General features: G+C 67.8%; 15 protein-coding genes. 9 read left to right on the forward strand and 6 right to left on the reverse strand.

What is annotated here, in order from left to right; genetic code table 11:
* Positions 1-34: 34 nt before the first annotated feature.
* From VHD82_RS20740 to VHD82_RS20750, 3 genes are read left to right on the forward strand one after another with little or no spacing between them, the layout of a single operon-like run.
* The gene (locus VHD82_RS20740; RefSeq protein WP_325706193.1) at positions 35-943 is read left to right on the forward strand and encodes an aldose 1-epimerase family protein; all 909 of its coding nucleotides are present in this window, start codon (positions 35-37) and stop codon (positions 941-943) included.
* The gene (locus VHD82_RS20745) at positions 936-1,403 is read left to right on the forward strand and encodes a GNAT family N-acetyltransferase (protein WP_325706196.1); all 468 of its coding nucleotides are present in this window, start codon (positions 936-938) and stop codon (positions 1,401-1,403) included. The genes VHD82_RS20740 and VHD82_RS20745 overlap by 8 nt, the downstream gene beginning before the upstream one ends.
* A gap of 51 nt (positions 1,404-1,454) precedes the next feature.
* Positions 1,455-2,666, forward strand: coding sequence for an amidohydrolase (locus VHD82_RS20750; protein ID WP_325706199.1), 1,212 nt, complete (start codon positions 1,455-1,457; stop codon positions 2,664-2,666).
* 354 nt (positions 2,667-3,020) lie between these two features.
* On the opposite strand, the gene VHD82_RS20755 is transcribed toward VHD82_RS20750, so the two are convergent.
* On the reverse strand, positions 3,021-4,157 hold the full coding sequence (locus VHD82_RS20755) for an acyl-CoA dehydrogenase family protein (RefSeq protein ID WP_325706202.1): 1,137 nt from the start codon (positions 4,155-4,157) through the stop codon (positions 3,021-3,023).
* A gap of 70 nt (positions 4,158-4,227) precedes the next feature.
* Here VHD82_RS20755 and VHD82_RS20760 point away from each other — a divergent pair, with 70 nt between their 5' ends.
* The 3 genes from VHD82_RS20760 (at position 4,228) to VHD82_RS20770 (ending at position 7,264) form a co-directional block, all read left to right on the forward strand.
* On the forward strand, positions 4,228-4,827 hold the full coding sequence (locus tag VHD82_RS20760) for a TetR/AcrR family transcriptional regulator (RefSeq protein ID WP_325706205.1): 600 nt from the start codon (positions 4,228-4,230) through the stop codon (positions 4,825-4,827).
* A gap of 10 nt (positions 4,828-4,837) precedes the next feature.
* Positions 4,838-5,758, forward strand: coding sequence for a carbohydrate kinase (locus VHD82_RS20765; protein WP_325706208.1), 921 nt, complete (start codon positions 4,838-4,840; stop codon positions 5,756-5,758).
* Between the two features lie 195 nt (positions 5,759-5,953).
* The gene (locus VHD82_RS20770) at positions 5,954-7,264 is read left to right on the forward strand and encodes a citrate synthase (RefSeq protein ID WP_325706211.1); all 1,311 of its coding nucleotides are present in this window, start codon (positions 5,954-5,956) and stop codon (positions 7,262-7,264) included.
* A 285-nt stretch (positions 7,265-7,549) separates the two neighbouring features.
* On the opposite strand, the gene VHD82_RS20775 is transcribed toward VHD82_RS20770, so the two are convergent.
* Together VHD82_RS20775 and VHD82_RS20780 are read right to left on the reverse strand one after the other, a co-directional pair.
* Complete coding sequence (locus VHD82_RS20775) at positions 7,550-8,095, reverse strand: TetR/AcrR family transcriptional regulator (protein ID WP_325706214.1); 546 nt, start codon at positions 8,093-8,095, stop codon at positions 7,550-7,552.
* A 270-nt stretch (positions 8,096-8,365) separates the two neighbouring features.
* Positions 8,366-9,466, reverse strand: coding sequence for an S-(hydroxymethyl)mycothiol dehydrogenase (locus VHD82_RS20780; RefSeq protein ID WP_325706217.1), 1,101 nt, complete (start codon positions 9,464-9,466; stop codon positions 8,366-8,368).
* 164 nt (positions 9,467-9,630) lie between these two features.
* Between VHD82_RS20780 and VHD82_RS20785 the strand changes: the two genes are divergently transcribed.
* Positions 9,631-11,586, forward strand: a complete 1,956-nt coding sequence (locus VHD82_RS20785; protein ID WP_325706220.1) for a phosphocholine-specific phospholipase C — start codon at positions 9,631-9,633, stop codon at positions 11,584-11,586.
* Here VHD82_RS20785 and VHD82_RS20790 read toward each other — a convergent pair.
* The 3 genes from VHD82_RS20790 to VHD82_RS20800 all read right to left on the reverse strand — a co-directional run bounded on the left by VHD82_RS20790 (position 11,576) and on the right by VHD82_RS20800 (position 15,010).
* The gene (locus VHD82_RS20790; protein WP_325706223.1) at positions 11,576-12,811 is read right to left on the reverse strand and encodes a peptidase C39 family protein; all 1,236 of its coding nucleotides are present in this window, start codon (positions 12,809-12,811) and stop codon (positions 11,576-11,578) included. The two genes, VHD82_RS20785 and VHD82_RS20790, sit on opposite strands and share 11 nt — an antisense overlap.
* Before the next feature lie 55 nt (positions 12,812-12,866).
* Positions 12,867-13,274: a PaaI family thioesterase gene (locus VHD82_RS20795; protein ID WP_325706226.1), complete on the reverse strand. Its 408-nt coding sequence runs from the start codon at positions 13,272-13,274 to the stop codon at positions 12,867-12,869.
* 107 nt (positions 13,275-13,381) lie between these two features.
* Positions 13,382-15,010, reverse strand: coding sequence for a long-chain fatty acid--CoA ligase (locus VHD82_RS20800; protein ID WP_325706229.1), 1,629 nt, complete (start codon positions 15,008-15,010; stop codon positions 13,382-13,384).
* A 261-nt stretch (positions 15,011-15,271) separates the two neighbouring features.
* Here VHD82_RS20800 and mihF point away from each other — a divergent pair, with 261 nt between their 5' ends.
* Positions 15,272-15,583 carry an integration host factor, actinobacterial type gene (gene mihF, locus VHD82_RS20805; RefSeq protein WP_325706232.1) on the forward strand — a complete coding sequence of 104 codons (312 nt, stop codon included), beginning with the start codon at positions 15,272-15,274 and terminating at the stop codon, positions 15,581-15,583.
* A gap of 226 nt (positions 15,584-15,809) precedes the next feature.
* Positions 15,810-16,934, forward strand: a complete 1,125-nt coding sequence (locus VHD82_RS20810; RefSeq protein WP_325706235.1) for an isochorismate synthase — start codon at positions 15,810-15,812, stop codon at positions 16,932-16,934.
* The last annotated feature ends 9 nt before the right edge of the window (positions 16,935-16,943 follow it).

The following is a 16,943-nucleotide window of genomic DNA, read 5'->3' on the forward strand; positions in this document are numbered from 1 at the left end:
GGAGCAGTCCTGAATGACACAGTAAGTTTGGGGCATGGCCAACCCCACTGGAGAGCAGTTCGAGATCGTCCGCGGCAACGCCCGCGCCGTGGTCACCGAGATCGGCGCGGGCCTGCGAGCCTTCGAGATCAACGGCGTCCCGTACGTCGAAACCTTCGCCGCGGACGCGAAACCGCCGAAGGGCGCCGGGCAGGTGCTGCTCCCGTGGCCGAACCGGACGAAGGCCGCACAGTGGACCTACCACGGTGAGCCGCAGCAGCTGGCGGTCACCGAGGAGGCGCGGGGGAACGCGATCCACGGCCTGACCCGGCACCGCGAATGGACCCTGGTCGAGCACGCCGAATCCTCGATCACCTTCGAGATCGACATCGAGGCGCAGCCGGGCTGGCCGGTGCCGCTGCAGGCCCGCATCAGCTACGAGGTCGCGCCGCGCGAGCTGACCGTCACGCACGAGATCCGCAACGAGGGCGAGTCCGAGATCGGGGTCGGCGTCGGCACGCACCCGTACTTCCGCCTCGGTGACATCCCGACCGACGACCTGACGCTGACCCTGTCGGCCACCCGGGTCCGCCCGTACCTGGGCGACGAGCAGTTGCCCTACGGCGAGGAGCAGGACACCGAGGGAACCGAGTACGACTTCCGGGCGGGCACGGTGCTCGCGAAGGTCGATCTCGACACGGCGTTCGGTGGGCTCTCGCTCGGCGACGACGGGCAGCACCACCACGTGCTTTCCCACGGCGACAAGCAGCTCGACGTGTGGGCGGGCCCGGACTTCCGCTGGGTGCAGGTGTTCACCCCAGCCGATCTCGTCGGCCGTGGCCGGGCGGTCGCCATCGAGCCGATGACCTGCCCCGCGGACGCGCTCAACTCGGGCACGGACCTGATCAACCTGGAGCCGGGCACTTCGTGGACGGGTTCGTGGGGGATCAGGCTGCATGGCTGAGGTGCTTCGCCTCGGCGACCCCGACGCCGGCGAGCTGCTGACCCTGCAACGCGCGGCCTACGTCACCGAAGCGCAGGCACACCACGATCTCGACCTGCCACCGCTGAGCGAGTCGCTCGAACAGCTGGCCGCCGTACTGCGTGATCCGGGCTGTTTTGCCTGGGGCATCAGGGAATCCGGCCGGCTGGTGGCCGCGGTGCGGATACTGGTGCGCGGCAGTGAGGCCCAGGTCGGGCGGCTCGTGGTGGCGCCCGACCAGCAGCGTCGCGGCCTCGGCCGGGCACTGTTGCTCGCCGCCGAGGCCCGGTTGCCGGAGACGATCACCAGGCTGTCCCTGTTCACCGGCGAACACAGCACTGGGCCGCTGCGCCTGTACCCGGCGCTGGGCTACCGCGAGACCCACCGCACGCCCGAGCACGACTACCAGCTGGTGCATTTCGAGAAACGAATCGCGCGCTGAGGGGGTCCCTCACTACGCACTTCTGGTGGATGTTCGTTAGCGTGTCGAACCATGGTGAGCGCGATTGTGGGTGGATACGTCGTCCCGGTCGACGGGGAACCGATCGACGGGGGCACGGTACTGATCGAAGACGGGAAAATCGTCGAGGTCGGCACCGATGCCGACGTCGACATCCCCGAGGACGCGGAGCTGGTCGACGCGGCGGGGTCCTGGGTACTGCCCGGCTTCATCGACGCGCACGCGCACCTTGGCGTGCACGAAGAGGGCGAGGGCTGGTCCGGTAACGACACGAATGAGATGACCGACCCGAACGGCGCCAGGTTCCGCGCCATCGACGGCATCGACCCGTTCGACCTCGGTTTCGACGACGCGCTCTCCGGCGGGGTCACCAGCGTGGTGATCAAACCCGGCTCGGGCAACCCGATCGGCGGGCAGACCGTCGGGGTGAAAACCTGGGGACGCACCGCACTCGACATGATCTTCGCCGAGCAGGTCAGCGTGAAGAGCGCGCTGGGCGAAAACCCCAAGCGCGTGTACGGCGACCGGAAGCAGACCCCCTCGACGAGGCTGGGCACGGCCGCGATCATCCGGGAAGCCTTCACCAAGGCCCGGAACTATGTCGCCCAGCGCGAGCACGCCCGCGGTGAAGGCAAGCCGTTCGACGTTGACCTGACGCAGGAAACGCTCGCGAAGGTGCTCGACGGGACTCTTTACTGGGACCAGCACACCCACCGCGCCGACGACATCGTCACGGCCATCCGGCTTGCCGACGAGTTCGGCTACAAACTGGTCGTCAACCATGGGACCGAAGGCCACCTCATCGCCGACGTGCTCGCCGAGCACGACGTGCCGGTGATCCTCGGCCCGCTGTTCACCACCCGCTCGAAGGTCGAACTCCGCCACCGCACGCTCCGCTCCGCCGGTATCCTGACGCGCGCCGGGGTGAAGATCTCGATCACCACGGACCACCCCGTCGTGCCGATCAACTTCCTGGTGTACCAAGCAGCTCTGGCCGTGAAGGATGGTCTGGAACCCGACGCGGCACTGAAGGCGCTGACCGTGAACCCGGCGAGCATGCTGGGTTTGGACGACCGGATCGGCTCGTTGAAACCAGGCCTGGACGCGGACGTGGTCATCTGGTCCGGCGATCCTTTGGACGTGATGAACCGGGCCCTGCGGGTTTTCGTGCGGGGCAAGGAGGTCTACACCTTCAACGAGTCCAAGGGCGAAGGCGTGATCGCCGAGCGCCGATACCAGGAATAGAAAACCGCCGCCCGGCAACGCAAGCAGAGCCGTCCCCACGCCCACACCCCCCACCGAACCGATCCCCAGCGCCCTCAGCGGCCGCTGTGCCGTGTCAAGGCATCTTTCCCGCCTTGACGCGGTGCGGCGGCCGTTGAACACTGCGCGGATTGGGGCGGGGGTGGGGTCACAGAGCGCGCTCTGCGCGCGTCCGTTGCTGTCGCAGCGCAAGGGAAAAGGCGCAAGTTCAAAGATTCTCCTCGCCGGAGGGGCTGGCTCCAGGATGATCAGGGCCCGTAGCTCGGCTGCCGGTTCCAGCGTGGCTGGGTTGGGGGAGCGGGCCGCTGGCGCGGACCGCTCCCATGGCGGCGTGCTCTACGCCTGCTGCAGGGTCCGGGCGATGACCATCCGCTGGATCTGGTTCGTGCCCTCGAAGATCTGGGGCACCTTCGCCTCGCGCATGTAGCGCTCGACCGGGAAGTCCCGTGTGTACCCGGCCCCGCCGAGCACCTGGACGGCGTCGGTGGTCACCTTCATCGCGGCATCCGTCGCGACGAGCTTCGCGATGGACGCTTGGCGGCGGAAGGGCATGCCGCGGTCGCGTCGGCGGGCGGCGTCGAGGTAGGTGGCGCGGGCCGAGTCGACCGAGGCTGCCATGTCCGCGAGAAGGAACTCCAGGCCCTGGAACTCGATGATCGGCTTGCCGAACTGGGTGCGGCCCTTCGCGTACTGAACCGCCTCGTCGAGCGCTGCCTGCGCCAAACCCACGGCGCAGGCGGCAATCCCGAGTCGACCGGAGTCCAAAGAGGACAAAGCGATCCGCAGCCCGGCCCCCTCCGCCCCGATCAACCGGTCCGCGTCCACACGTGCGTCGGCGAAGATCATCTGGGCGGTGGTGGAACCGGTAAGGCCCATTTTCCGTTCCGGCGGAGCCGCCGAAAGGCCCGGTGTGGCGCCGTCGACAAGCAGACACGAGATCGACTCGGGGCCGGTGCGGACCATCGTGGTGTAGAAGTTCGCCTCGCCGCCGTGCGTGATCCACGCCTTCGTGCCGTTCACGACGTACTGGTCGCCGTCGCGTCGCGCGCGGGTGGACAAGGCCGCCGCGTCCGAGCCGGCGTGGGACTCCGAAAGCGCGTACGCGCCCAGCAGCTCGCCTTCCAGCATCGCGGGCAACCACCGCTCGCGCTGCTCGTCGGTGCCGTGGTGCGCGAGCGCGAAGCAGGACATGGTGTGCACCGACAGGCCGACGCCGACCGACATCCACGCGGCCGCGATTTCCTCCAGCACCTGCAGGTACACCTCGTACGGCAGGTCGCCGCCGCCCCACCGCTCCGGGTAAGGCAGCCCCAGCAGACCCGACCTGCCGAGGATGCGGAACTGCTCGCGGGGGAAGCGCTCGGCCTCCTCGTACTCGGCGGCGAGCGGCTTGAGCTCGTCGTGCGCGAGTTCGATCGTCAGTTTCAGCAGGTCTTCGGCTTCACGGCTCGGCAACAGGCGTTCGACCGGCATCGCAGGCTCCGTATCCGTACTCAAAACAGTACTGTAGATTCGTCTAGAGTACAGCACATACGGTGTGAAGATGACAGAGCGCGTTGCGTTGCGGCCTCCTCGTGGCCGGCTGACTTCCCGGCAACGGGCGCTCCTCGCCGAGCTGGAGGAGCTTTTCCTCGCCGAGGGCTTCATCCACTTCACGCTCGACGACCTCGCCGCGAAGATGCACTGCTCGAAGTCGACTCTGTATGCACTGGCCCCGAGCAAGGAGCAGCTCGCCGTCAGGGTGGTGGCGCACTTCTTCAAGGGTGCGGCCGAGCTGATGGAGGAACGCATCGCGGGGCTCACCGACGCCCGCGAGATCATCGGCACCTACCTGGCCGGGATCGCCGAGTACCTGAACCGCGCGTCGGCCGAGTTCATGCGCGACATCAACGACTTCGCCCCGGCCCGCTCGGCCTACGAGCTGAACAGCCGGGCCGCCGCGGGCCGCATCCGGACCTTCATCGCCAAGGGCGTCGATGACGGAGTGTTCCGGAACGTGCACGCGAAGCTCATCGCCGAGATGGCCGGGGTGCTGATCGAAGGCATCCAGACCGGGGTGGTCGGCTCGCGCACCGGCGTGTCCGACGCCGAGGCGTTCACGGCGCTCTCGGAGCTGCTCTTGGACGGGCTGACGTCCCGGTAGCATCGCCTCCGTGATCGTGGTGGGTGGTGAGGCACTGGTCGACCTGGTGCCCGGAGAATCCAAAGTGGACAACGACCTGACCTCGCTGCTGCCGAGGCTCGGTGGCGGGCCGTACAACGTGGCGCTGGCGGCCGGGCGGCTCGGCGCGCCGACGGCCTTCCTGTCCCGGATTTCCCGGGACCGCTTCGGGCGGGCGCTGCGCGAGCGGTTGACCGACTCGGAAGTCGACATATCGATGGTGCAGTCGGGCGGCGAGCCCACCACCCTCGCCGTGGTCGCCCTCGATGAGCGGGGCGCCGCGAGCTACGCCTTCTACACCGAGGGCACCGCGGACAGGCTGGTCGCCGACCCGGGTCCGCTGCCGGAGAACGTGTCCGTGCTCTGCCTCGGCACCCTGGGCATGGTGCTCGAGCCCGGCGCCACCACGTACGAAACCATGCTGCGCCGAGAATCCGCGCGTGGCGTGCTGACGGCGCTCGACCCCAACATCCGGGCCGACCTGATCGCCGACGCGGACGCCTACCGCGAGCGTTTCCTGTCCTGGCTCCCCGACGTGCGCCTGCTGAAGTTGTCCGACGATGACGCCGCGTGGCTGGCCGGGGGAGCCGACCCGGTGACGGCGGCCAAGGGATGGCTGGACGCCGGTGTCGACGCGGTCGTCCTCACCCGCGGTGCCGACGGGCTTGCCGTCCACACCGGATCGGCCGAGATCACTGTGCCGTCCGAGCGGGTCGAGGTCGTCGACACGATCGGCGCCGGGGACACCGTGCAGGGAGCACTTCTCGCCTGGCTGCACCAGCACAATGTGCGCGCCATCACCGAACTCGGTGAGCCGGAATGGCGTGCGGCGCTCGCGTTCGCGGCGAAGGCGGCGGCGATCACGGTGTCGCGCAGTGGTGCCGAGCCGCCGAAGACTGAGGAAATGGTGTGAATCTGATCCCAACGGTTTGCTCTGGGTAACACAATGGCTGCGCGAAGCCCGGTCATTCGACTAGCGTTAAGGCTGGAATTCATACCCCAGCGGGGCGGTGTGCGCCGAGACTGAATTTCCGGTCACGCGCGAACAAATGGCTGCCTGTGCGACCTGCAGGCGCCGCCGACCCGTGTGACCGTGAGAGGGACTTGCATGTCCGACGCGACTGCGGCGTCCGGCGGCAGCACGGTATCGCTGCGCCTGCCGACCGGCGAACACGAACTGAAGGTGGTCAACGCCGTCGAGGGTGCTCCCGGTATCGAACTGGGGAAGCTGCTCGCACAGACGGGGTACATCACCTACGACCCGGGGTTCGTCAACACCGGTTCCACGTCTTCGGCGATCACCTACATCGACGGTGACGCCGGCATCCTGCGCTACCGCGGCTACCCCATCGAGCAGCTCGCGGCGAACTCGACGTTCATCGAGGTCTCCTACCTGCTCGTCTACGGTGAGCTGCCGACGCAGGCCCAGCTGGACGACTTCACTTCGAAGATCAGCAGGCACACCCTGCTGCACGAGGACCTGAAGCGCTTCTTCGACGGCTTCCCGCGCGACGCGCACCCGATGCCGGTGCTCTCCAGCGCCGTCTCCGCGCTGTCGACCTTCTACCAGGACTCGCTCAACCCGTTCGACGAGCCGAACGTGGAGCTGTCCACCGTGCGCCTGCTGGCCAAGGTGCCCACCCTGGCCGCGTACGCGTACAAGAAGTCCATCGGCCAGCCGTTCCTCTACCCGGACAACTCGCTCGGCCTGGTGGAGAACTTCCTGCGGATGACCTTCGGGCTGCCCGCCGAGCCCTACGAGGTGGACCCCGAGATCGCCAAGGCCCTCGACCTGCTGTTCATCCTGCACGCCGACCACGAGCAGAACTGCTCCACCTCAACGGTGCGGCTCGTCGGCTCGTCCGAGGCGAACCTGTTCGCCAGCATCTCGGCCGGGATCAACGCCCTGTTCGGCCCGCTGCACGGCGGCGCGAACAGCGCGGTGCTGGAGATGCTGGAGGGCATCCGGGCCGACGGCGGCGACGTCGCGGACTTCGTGAACCGGGTGAAGAACAAGGAAAAGGGCGTCCGGCTGATGGGCTTCGGGCACCGGGTCTACAAGAACTACGACCCGCGCGCGAAGATCATCAAAGCGACCGCCGACCAGATTCTCAACAAGCTCGGCGTGCACGACGAACTGCTCGAGATTGCCAAGACCCTGGAAGAAACCGCGCTTTCCGACGATTACTTCGTAGAGCGCAAGCTGTACCCGAACGTCGATTTCTACACCGGCCTGATCTACCGGGCGCTCGGATTCCCGACCAAGTTCTTCACCGTGCTGTTCGCGCTGGGCCGGCTGCCCGGCTGGATCGCGCACTGGCGGGAGATGATCCAGGACCCGCAGACCAAGATCGGCCGCCCGCGCCAGATCTACACCGGCGAGAAGGAACGCGAGTACACCAAGATCACCGAACGCTGATCTTTCGCCACGGCGGAACTGCCCTCTCTCAACGGTATGAGAGAGGGCATTTTTGCGTTCGCAGGCGAAGCGGGCGCTCGCGCTGTTACGTGGTGGACGACAGACTGCTCAAGTCGAGGTCCACAGTGGACCGGATGTCGCCCACACCCCGCCGCCTAACCGATCCCTAACGCGCTCTGCACACGTCCGTTGCAGCACAAGGAAAAGGTTCTCCGCACCTTCCGCTGACACGACAAAACCCGGGAAAGTCAAGTGGATCGGCTTTCCCGGGTTTTGTCCTGGCGTTCAGGGTCGTAGTGCGGCGTCGAGGTGGCGCGACATCTCGCCGAGCAGCGCCTTGCTGTCGACGTCCAGCGTCGCCGCGCGCAGCGACAGGACGAAGGATTGGACCACCAGCAGTATGGCTCTCGCCTGCACGACGGGATCGCCGCCGCGGATCGAGCCGTCCTGCTTGCCGGCTTCCAGATGCGCCTTGATCACCTGTTCGCCGACCCGTTGTGTCCCGCCGAGGCGATCGACTATGTACGGCAACAAAAGCTCGGTGTCCACATCGATCACCGTGCGCATCAGCTCGTCGTCGTTGAGCAGCCGGACCGCCGCGACGGCGCTGTGCACCAATCGTTGCCGGGCCGTCTGCGCCCCCGCGGCCGCCGCGCTCGCTTCGTGCAGCAGCGCGCCGAACTCCCTGGTCATCAGCGCCGAAAGCACGCTGCGAACATCGGGAAAACGCCGGTACAGCGTCATCCTGCTGACCTTCGCGGTTCGCGCGATTTCGGCCAGCGTCGCCCGCCGGAGCCCTACCGAGAGCACACACCGCCGCGCCGCGTCCAACAGTAGATCGTCGGCGACGCGAGCGGTGGTTCGTCGGGCCCGGGTGTTCGCCAGACTGGATGCCCGTGCAGATGAACGTGCATCTGCATCGGGATCCGAAGACTGGGACCGGTACTGCCTGAACGCAGTGTGACTGTCATCGTCCATGAACGTTGCCACCGTGCCCTATTCGGTTTCAGGCGGGCGATATTAGACGATCACGCTCCCGTGTTCCTTGCAGGGCGGCGAAACCATTCGCCACGTGCCGTTTTCCCTTGTGGAGAGGCGAGATCAGCCGAACTCGACCACGCTGCGCAGCACCTCGCCGCGGTGCATCCGGTCGAACGCGCCTTCCACGCCGTCCAGACCAATCCGCTCAGTGACGAACTTGTCCAGCGGCAGCCTGCCCTGCAGATACAGATCGACGAGCATCGGGAAGTCCCGCGAAGGCAGGCAGTCGCCGTACCACGAGGACTTCAGCGAGCCGCCGCGCGAGAAGAAGTCGATCAATGGAACGTCGTTCAAGCGCAGGTCCGGAGTAGGCACGCCGACGAGCACCACGGTGCCCGCGAGATCCCGGCCGTAGAAGGCCTGCCGCCACGTCTCGGGGCGGCCGACGGCGTCGATCACCACGTCCGCGCCGAAGGTTTCGGTCAGGTCCTGGATCGCCTCGACCACCTCGTCCTCGCTCTTGCCGCGCGAGTTGAACGTGTGGGTGGCACCGAAACCCTTGGCCCACTCCAGTTTCCGGTCGTCCGTGTCGAGCGCGATGATGGTGCGCGCGCCGGCCAGCCGGGCGCCCGCGATGGCCGCGTCGCCGACGCCGCCGCAGCCGATCACCGCGACGGTGTCCCCGCGGGTCACCGCGCCGGTGTTGATCGCCGCGCCGATCCCGGCCATCACCCCGCAGCCGAGCAGGCCCGCGACGGCCGGTTCGGCCTCCGGGCTGACCTTCGTGCACTGTCCGGCGTGTACCAGGGTCTTGTCCAGAAACGCCCCGATTCCCAAGGCAGGGCTGAGCTTCGTGCCGTCCGCCAGCGTCATCGGCCGGCTCGCGTTGAACGTGGAGAAGCAGTACCAGGGCTTACCGCGCTTGCAGGCCCGGCAGGTGCCGCACACCGCGCGCCAGTTGAGGATCACGAAGTCGCCGGGCGCCACGTCCGTGACGCCCTCGCCCACCTGCTCCACGAACCCGGCCGCCTCGTGGCCGAGCAGGAAGGGGAACTCGTCGTTGATGCCGCCCTCGCGGTAGTGCAGGTCGGTGTGGCAGACGCCGCAGGCCTTGACCGAGACCACCGCCTCGCCAGGGCCGGGATCGGGCACCAGCACCGTCTCCAGCGAGACCGGCTCACCCTTCGCCCGGGACACGACTCCCTGTACCTCGTGCGGCATCTTCGCCCACCTTTCTCGACGATCGTCCTTCGCAGCTTGCCACGACACCCACACCCATCGCGAGTGAGAGATATGTCGGAATCAGCCAGTGAAAGTGCCCTTGCGCCGCCTCGCGGTCACGCGAAATTCATGCGTGATACGGCTCGGAGTGCTTGGCTGACGCGGTGACTCCACCCGCGGACATCAACCGTCGTCGTTTCCTCACCGGTGTCGCCGGCGGCGCGACACTCGCCGGGCTCCCGGCCGGAATGGCCGAGGCCGCCGCCGAGCCGCGCAAACGCGGCAGCCTGGACGACGTCGAACACGTCGTCGTGCTGATGCAGGAAAACCGGTCGTTCGACCACTACTACGGAACCCTGCGCGGGGTGCGCGGCTTCTCCGACAAGTCCGCGCTGACCGGCGTGTTCCGGCAGCCCGACCCGAAACGCACCGACGGCGGGTACCTGCTGCCGTTCCACGTGGACACCTGGCAGGTCGACGGTCAGCAGCTGGCCGACCTCGACCACAGCTGGGACGGCACGCACGCGGCGTGGGCCGGCGGGAACTACAACGGCTGGGTCGCCGCGAAAACCGAGCTGACCATGTCGTACTTCACCGACAGCGACATCCGCTACCACCACGCGCTCGCGGACGCGTTCACGATCTGCGACAACTACTTCTGCTCCATTCAGGGGCCGACCACGCCCAACCGGCTGTTCCTGTTCACCGGCACCATCGACCCGGAGGGCCGCGCAGGCGGGCCCGCGATCAACAACCCGGCCGACTACAACCCGGTCTACAACTGGACGACCTATCCCGAACGGCTGCAGGCCGCCGGAATCCCGTGGAAGGTCTACGCCAACAAGGAGGTCGGTGACGGCGGCGGCGAGGACGGCTGGGTCGGCGACTACGGCGACAACCCGCTCTGGCTGTTCCAGGCCTACCACGACGCCCTCGCCTCGCCCGACCCGGCGAAGCGCCAGCTGGCGGAGCGCGCGAGCGTGCACGACGGGTGGCTGCCGAACTCGGGCCAGGGCCACGACCCGAACCACGTGCTGGCGGAGTTCATCGCGGACTGCCGCGCCGGGACGCTGCCGCGGGTCTCGTTCGTCGTGGCGCCGTATGCGTACTGCGAGCACCCGCGGGCCCGGCCGGTGGACGGCGCGCGTTATGTCGACACGATGCTGCAGGCACTGTTCGCGAACGAGAAACTGTGGAACTCGACGGCCGTCTTCCTGAACTACGACGAAAACGACGGGTTCTTCGACCACGTCCTGCCGCCGGTACCCGCGCCGGGCACCCCGCTGGAGTTCGTCGGTGGGCGGCCGATCGGCTTCGGGCCGCGCGTGCCGATGACCGTGATTTCCCCGTGGAGCCGAGGTGGCTGGGTGAACTCGCAGGTCACCGACCACACCTCGGTGATCCGGTTCCTGGAGCGGTGGACGGGCGTGCGGGAGCCGAACATCTCGCCGTGGCGCCGCGCGATCGCCGGCGACCTGACCGGCGCGTTCGACTTCCGGGAGCACGACACGAAGATCCCGATGCTGCCGGACACCGCCGCGATGCAGCGTGAGGTGGACAAGGTCGAGCCGTCGCTGCCGACGCCCGCGCCGCCTTCCGTTGGTGCACAAGAAATGCCGGTACAGGAGCCGGGCACCCGGCCGGCGCGGGCGCTGCCGTACCAGGTGCTGGCGAACGCTTCGACGGCGGCCGGGTCGTTCAAGGTGGAGATGTCGAACTCGGGCGCGGGTGCGGTGCAGCTTTCCTTGCACCCCAAGGGGTTGCTTCCTTCCACATACTTCGTGGACGCCGACGGAAAGGCGACGGCTTCGGTGCTGTCGGACGACATCGCCCTGTACGGGCCGAACGGCTTCCTGCGTTCGTTCACCGGGCATGGTCCGGTGGAGGTTTCGCTTGTGCTGCAAGGTACTTCACCACGCCTGACGATCGCGAACAGCGGCGCACGCGCTGCCGAGGTCACCATTGCCACGCGGAAGATCACGGTGCCTGCCGGGTCTTCCCACGTCGAAGACGTGCGCACCGCACAAGGCTGGTACGACGTGACTGTCACCGCCTCCGGCGGTTTCTCCCGCCGCTTTGCCGGCCGCGTGGAGGATGGTTCGCCGGGGGTTACGGGGTGATGAGGTAGGCGATGCCACCGGCGCCGGAGGCGATCGAGCCCGTGTCGGTGTAGCGCTGCGTGCGGAGCCAGATCGTCTCGAACTGCGCCCGCTTGTACACGGTGCGGACGTTGCCGTCGCTGTTCGAGGCGGGGTCGTTCACGATCACGTCCCCGTCCTTGGTGAACCCGATGATCACCATGATGTGCCCCGCAGTCCCGTACCCGGCGCCGTCCAGTTCATCCGCGCGGAACGACTGCGAGGTGATCACCGGGACGCCACGCGCGATGTAGTCCTCCACGTCGTTCAGCGACTTCAACCGCGTGATGTGCCCGCGCAGCCCGAACTCCGCCGCGTAGGCCGTGTTGAACGGCCAGTTCCCGGTGCCTTCGTACGCGTAGTCGTAGGTGTAGCGCGCCGCGTAGTCCACCGTCGGATCCGGGTAGTCCGCCGGGATCCACGACAGCTGCTCGGCGCTCGGCTTCCGGCCCCAGTACTCGGTCACCATCTCCGTCGACGTGGGGCTGCACCAGTTCTCCCCGCCGCCGCCGTACTCCGGGAACTGTCCTTTGTGGATGTTCTGTGCGTAGGCCGGCACCGGCAGTTCGATCCCGGAAGCCTTGCCGGGCTGGGAAGCCGGCACCTCGAACCGGTCGGGCACGTTGGACGTCATCGCGCCGATCGACGTCAGCACCGGGCTCGCCGTGCTGCCCGGCTCCCGGTACAGGCTGACGCGCAGCCGGTACGAGCGCAGTGTGACCCCGGGCTTCATCTTCAGCGTGTCCACGTCCACCGTCGCGTTCGCGTCGTCCTGGCCGTCGACGCTGGTGCGCTGGATGCCTTCGTCGCCGCTGGCCCACCGGCCCATCACGTACCACGCCGTCTCCGCGCCCGTGCTCGCCCGGCCCTGTGCCTCCACCTGCAGCCACGTCTGCCGCGGGGTGCGCGCGTTCCACGAGGCGATCAGCTGCGTCGCGTCGAAGCCCTGGCGGAACACCGGCGAAGTCCACTGCGCGTACTCATACGTGCGGCCCGCGTACGTCGTTGTGCCGGCGGGGCGGGCGATGGACAGCCCGTCGCCGATCGCCACCCCCGCCGACTCGCCCGAGTGGAACTGCCGTCCGGACCACTCGTGGTAGTCGACGGCCTCGCCCGACGTCCGCGCGGAATCCGCTTGCGCGGGCACGGCCGTGACCGTCGCCAGGATCGCGATGGTCAACACGGTGAGCAAACGGCTGGCACGCATCCGGGTCATCGTAAAATTTTCCCGCTACGAGCCATTGGTGTAAACCACCAACCTGTTACAGGACCGCCTGGCTTTGTGTCACTTTGGCAACGAGCTTGCCCGCGTCGTCGTGCAGCTCGGTTTCCACCACGATCACTTTGCGCCCGGCGTGCAACGGTTTCGCGGTGGCCGTCACGTGGCCGTCGCGCACCGAACGCAGGAAGTTCGTCTTCGACTCGATCGTCGTGGTGCCCTTCGCGCCGTCGGGCAGATTGAGGAAAGCGGCCACCGCGGCGGTGGCGTCGGCGAGCGACATCAGCGTGCCGCCGTGCAGGACCCCGCCGATCGTGCACAGCGACTCTTCCCAGGCCAGGCGCGCCTGCACGCTGTCCTTGCCGTGCGCCAGCACCTCGACCCCGAGCCGCTTAGTGAACGGCATGGTCTGGTGGAACAGCGCGGTGCCCTCTTCGTCGAGTTCGGCCATGCCGATCACGATAGCGGGTTGACGATCACCGTTTCGGTGTTTGCGCTCCGCGCGTCCGTTGCTGTTGCAGCGCAAGGAAAGGACCAATCGCAGGACGACCGCCCGTCTCAGAAATGCGTGATGTCCAGCTTTCCGTCGTGGTTCAGGGCCCGCAGCCGCTTCTTGTCGAACTTGCCGACGCTGGTCTTGGGCACCTCCTCGATGAAGGTCCAGTGCTCGGGCAGCTGCCATTTGGCCACCTTGTCGCCGAGGAACTCGCGCAGTTCGGCGGCGGTGACCTGCTGGCCTTCCCGCACCACGACGGCGACCAGCGGGCGCTCGTCCCACTTCTCGTCCGGCACGCCGATCACCGCGGCCTCGGCCACCGCCGGGTGCCCCATGACGGCGTTCTCCAGATCGACCGACGAGATCCACTCGCCACCGGACTTGATCACGTCCTTGGACCGGTCGGTCAGCGTGAGGAAGCCGTCCGAGCTGATTTTGCCGACGTCACCGGTGCGCAGCCAGCCGTCGTGGAACTTCTCCGGGTCGATGTCCGAACCGCCGACGTACGAAGCCGCGATCCACGGGCCCTGCACTTCGAGTTCACCGACCGCTTCGTTGTCCCACGGCAGTTCCTCGCCGGAATCGCCGATCAGCCGCGCGCTCACCGAAGCGGGGAAGCGGCCCTGCGTGTACCGGTACGCCCAGCGCGCGTCACCCGTGGCCGACGCCGGCGGGCGGGCGACGCTGCCCAGCGGAGACGTCTCGGTCATGCCCCAGGCGTGCAGAATCGGCACGCCGTAGTTCTCCTCGAAGGCGTGCATCATCGACGGCGGCGCGGCCGAACCGCCGACCACGACCTCGCGCAGGTGCGAGATGTCCTGCGGGTTCGCGTCGAGGTACTGCAGCAGGCCCTGCCAGATCGTTGGCACGGCGGCGGCGAAGGTGGGCTTTTCGGTGGCCAGGATCTTCGCGATCGGCTCGGGCTGGAGGAACCTGTCGGGCATGATCAGCGAAGCGCCGATCATCAGCGCCGCGTAGGGCAGGCCCCACGACATCGCGTGGAACATCGGGACGATCGCCAGCGCGGTGTCGTCCTCGGCCAGGCGCATCGAGTCCGTCATGCACACCTGCATCGAGTGCAGCCAGATAGAGCGGTGCGAGTACGCGACACCTTTCGGGTCACCCGTTGTGCCAGAGGTGTAACACATCGCAGCCGCCGAGCGCTCGTCCACCTCGGGCCAGTCGAAGGTGTCCGGCTGCGCGGCCAGCAGCTCGTCGTAGGAATGCACCTCCACGCCCGCCGGCGCCTCCAGCGCCTTGGCGTCCCCGTTGGCGACGATGACGTGCCGGACCGTCTTCATCGCCGGCAGCTGCTTGGCCAGGAGCGGGACGAGGGTGCCGTCGACGATGACGACCTGGTCCTCGGCGTGGTTGGCGACGAAGACCAGTTGCTCCGGGAACAGCCGGATGTTCAGCGTGTGCAGCACGGCACCCATCGCGGGGATGGCGCAGTAGGCCGCCATGTGCTCGGCGTTGTTCCACATGAACGTGCCGACACGCTGGTCGCCGGTGATCCCGAGGCTACGCAGCGCGTTGGCGAGCCGGGCCGAATTCGCACCGAGCTCGGCGAACGTCTCGCGCCGCGCACCGGTGCCGGTCCAGGTCGTGATTTCGCTGGTCGAGTGCACTTTGCTGCCGTGGCGCAGCAGCGTGGCGATGGAGAGTTGTCCGTCCTGCATCGTGCTCAACATGGGCCACTCCCGCGGGCTGTGTTCGGCGGTGAACGTGCGTTGACGGTGACTCTAAGTCGTAGGTGCCGCTTCCCGCCAGAAGCGTTCGACCCCGCCCCGACCGGGCGAGGTCGCGCGTGTCGATTTCGCGGCATCGGCCCAGGTGGCGTTTACTGGGGCCGTGGACAGGACGGCCTGGCCAGCGCTTGCAGGTGCAAGCACCCGCTGGGTGCCCGGTCGTCACCGCGAGAGCGGATATCCGATACAGGAAGGACAAGTACGTTGGCTCTGCCTACGTTGACTCCGGAGCAGCGTGCGGAAGCGCTGGCCAAGGCCGCTGAGGCCCGCAAGGCTCGTTCCGAGCTGCTCGCGTCGATCAAGTCCGGCCAGCAGAGCATCGACAAGGTGCTGCTCAAGGCCAAGGAAAACAAGACGATCGGCAAGACCAAGGTCACGCAGCTGCTCAAGGCGGTGCCCGGCCTCGGTGCCGTGAAGGTCGCCGCCCTGCTCGAGCAGGCCGGCATCGACCCGGACCGGCGCGCCGCCGGTCTTGGCGAGCGCCAGCGCGAAGCGCTGATCGACGCGCTCAAGTAGCCCCTCGCACCGGTGGGCACGGCGTGCGTTTGCACCCGTGCCCGCCGGTTTGCGTGTGCGCGCCGCTGGTTGACCGCTGGGGCGGGGTGTTCATCGACGTGCTCGGGTAGCTTCCTCGTACCGGCGGGCATGGCGTGCGTTTGCGCCCGTGTCCGCCGGTTTGCGTGTGCGCCGGGCGGTGCACGTGACGTAGTTCGCGACGCGTGTCTGCCGGAATGCGCTCACAATGGATGTTGTGGACGCGCGAGAGCTACTCGAAGAATTCACACCTGGGGATTATTTTTTCGGAACCCCCCGCCGCACGATCCACGGCTCGGGTTCCGCCGACACCTTCACCGGCACTGACGTCGTCGCCTTGAGCGAAGCGGTCTCGGCCGCGTTGCCCGCTTCTCCGGCTTCGCTCGCCGTAGGGGTCCTGCCGTTCGACACGGCTGCCGCGCCGGGGCACATCGTTCTGCCGCAGTCGGTGCGGATCGCCGGCCCCGTGCAGCCTTCGCCCCGCAAGGCTGTCGGCGCCCCTTCGTCCGTGCGCGCCGTGCCTGAACCTGTACGTCACGTTGAGGCTGTGGCGCGCGCCGTGAAAATCCTGAGCGAGCGCGGGTTGCGCAAGGTGGTGCTGGCGCGTGCGCTGGACCTCGAATTCGACGAGACCGTGCCCGTACAGGCGATTTTGCACAATCTGGTGGCGGACAAGGCGGGCGCGTACACGTTCGCCGCGAGCCTCCCCGGCGAGCGGATGCTTCTCGGCGCCACGCCCGAGCTGCTGCTGTCGCGGTCCGGTGGACAGGTTGTTTCGCATCCGCACGCCGGTTCGGCCCCACGCTCGGCCGACCCGGTGACGGACCGCGAGAACGGTGAAACCCTTGCGGCGTCGAAGAAAGACCACATCGAACATGCCGTGCTCACCGAAGCGATCGTCGAGACGCTGCGCCCGTTCTGCCGCCGCCTCGAGGTGCCGCGGGAGCCGTCGCTCGTGTCCACGCCGACGATGTGGCACCTAGGCACGCGGGTGAGCGGCGAGCTGGTCGACCGGGACGTGACGGCCCTGCGGCTGGCCGCGGCCCTGCACCCGACGCCCGCGATCTGCGGCACCCCCACCGACGCGGCACGGGAACTGGTCGGCGAACTGGAGCCGTTCGACCGGGGTTACTACGCCGGCGCCGTCGGCTGGATGGACGCGAACGGCGACGGCGAGTGGGCGGTGTCGATCCGCTGCGCCGAGGTGGCCGAGCACTCGATGCGGTTGTATGCGGGCGGTGGCATCGTCCCGGCCTCGGACCCGAAAGCCGAACTGGACGAGACTTCGGCGAAGTTCCAGACATTGCTGCGGGCGATGGGTTTGGACCTTTAGGACGCTCGG

Origin of the sequence: Amycolatopsis sp., assembly GCF_035546795.1 — a bacterium.
GTDB lineage: Bacteria > Actinomycetota > Actinomycetes > Mycobacteriales > Pseudonocardiaceae > Amycolatopsis_E.

Bases quoted from the DNA above. Each gene is read 5' to 3' on its own strand.
- VHD82_RS20795 (WP_325706226.1), bottom strand. From the start codon at position 13,274: ATGGCCGAACTCGACGAAGAGGGCACCGCGCTGTTCCACCAGACCATG.
- VHD82_RS20740 (WP_325706193.1), top strand. From the start codon at position 35: ATGGCCAACCCCACTGGAGAGCAGTTCGAGATCGTCCGCGGCAACGCC.
- VHD82_RS20745 (WP_325706196.1), top strand. From the start codon at position 936: ATGGCTGAGGTGCTTCGCCTCGGCGACCCCGACGCCGGCGAGCTGCTG.
- VHD82_RS20810 (WP_325706235.1), top strand. From the start codon at position 15,810: ATGGATGTTGTGGACGCGCGAGAGCTACTCGAAGAATTCACACCTGGG.
- VHD82_RS20750 (WP_325706199.1), top strand. From the start codon at position 1,455: ATGGTGAGCGCGATTGTGGGTGGATACGTCGTCCCGGTCGACGGGGAA.
- VHD82_RS20755 (WP_325706202.1), bottom strand. From the start codon at position 4,157: ATGCCGGTCGAACGCCTGTTGCCGAGCCGTGAAGCCGAAGACCTGCTG.
- VHD82_RS20800 (WP_325706229.1), bottom strand. From the start codon at position 15,010: ATGTTGAGCACGATGCAGGACGGACAACTCTCCATCGCCACGCTGCTG.
- VHD82_RS20780 (WP_325706217.1), bottom strand. From the start codon at position 9,466: ATGCCGCACGAGGTACAGGGAGTCGTGTCCCGGGCGAAGGGTGAGCCG.
- VHD82_RS20770 (WP_325706211.1), top strand. From the start codon at position 5,954: ATGTCCGACGCGACTGCGGCGTCCGGCGGCAGCACGGTATCGCTGCGC.
- VHD82_RS20790 (WP_325706223.1), bottom strand. From the start codon at position 12,811: ATGCGTGCCAGCCGTTTGCTCACCGTGTTGACCATCGCGATCCTGGCG.
- VHD82_RS20760 (WP_325706205.1), top strand. From the start codon at position 4,228: ATGACAGAGCGCGTTGCGTTGCGGCCTCCTCGTGGCCGGCTGACTTCC.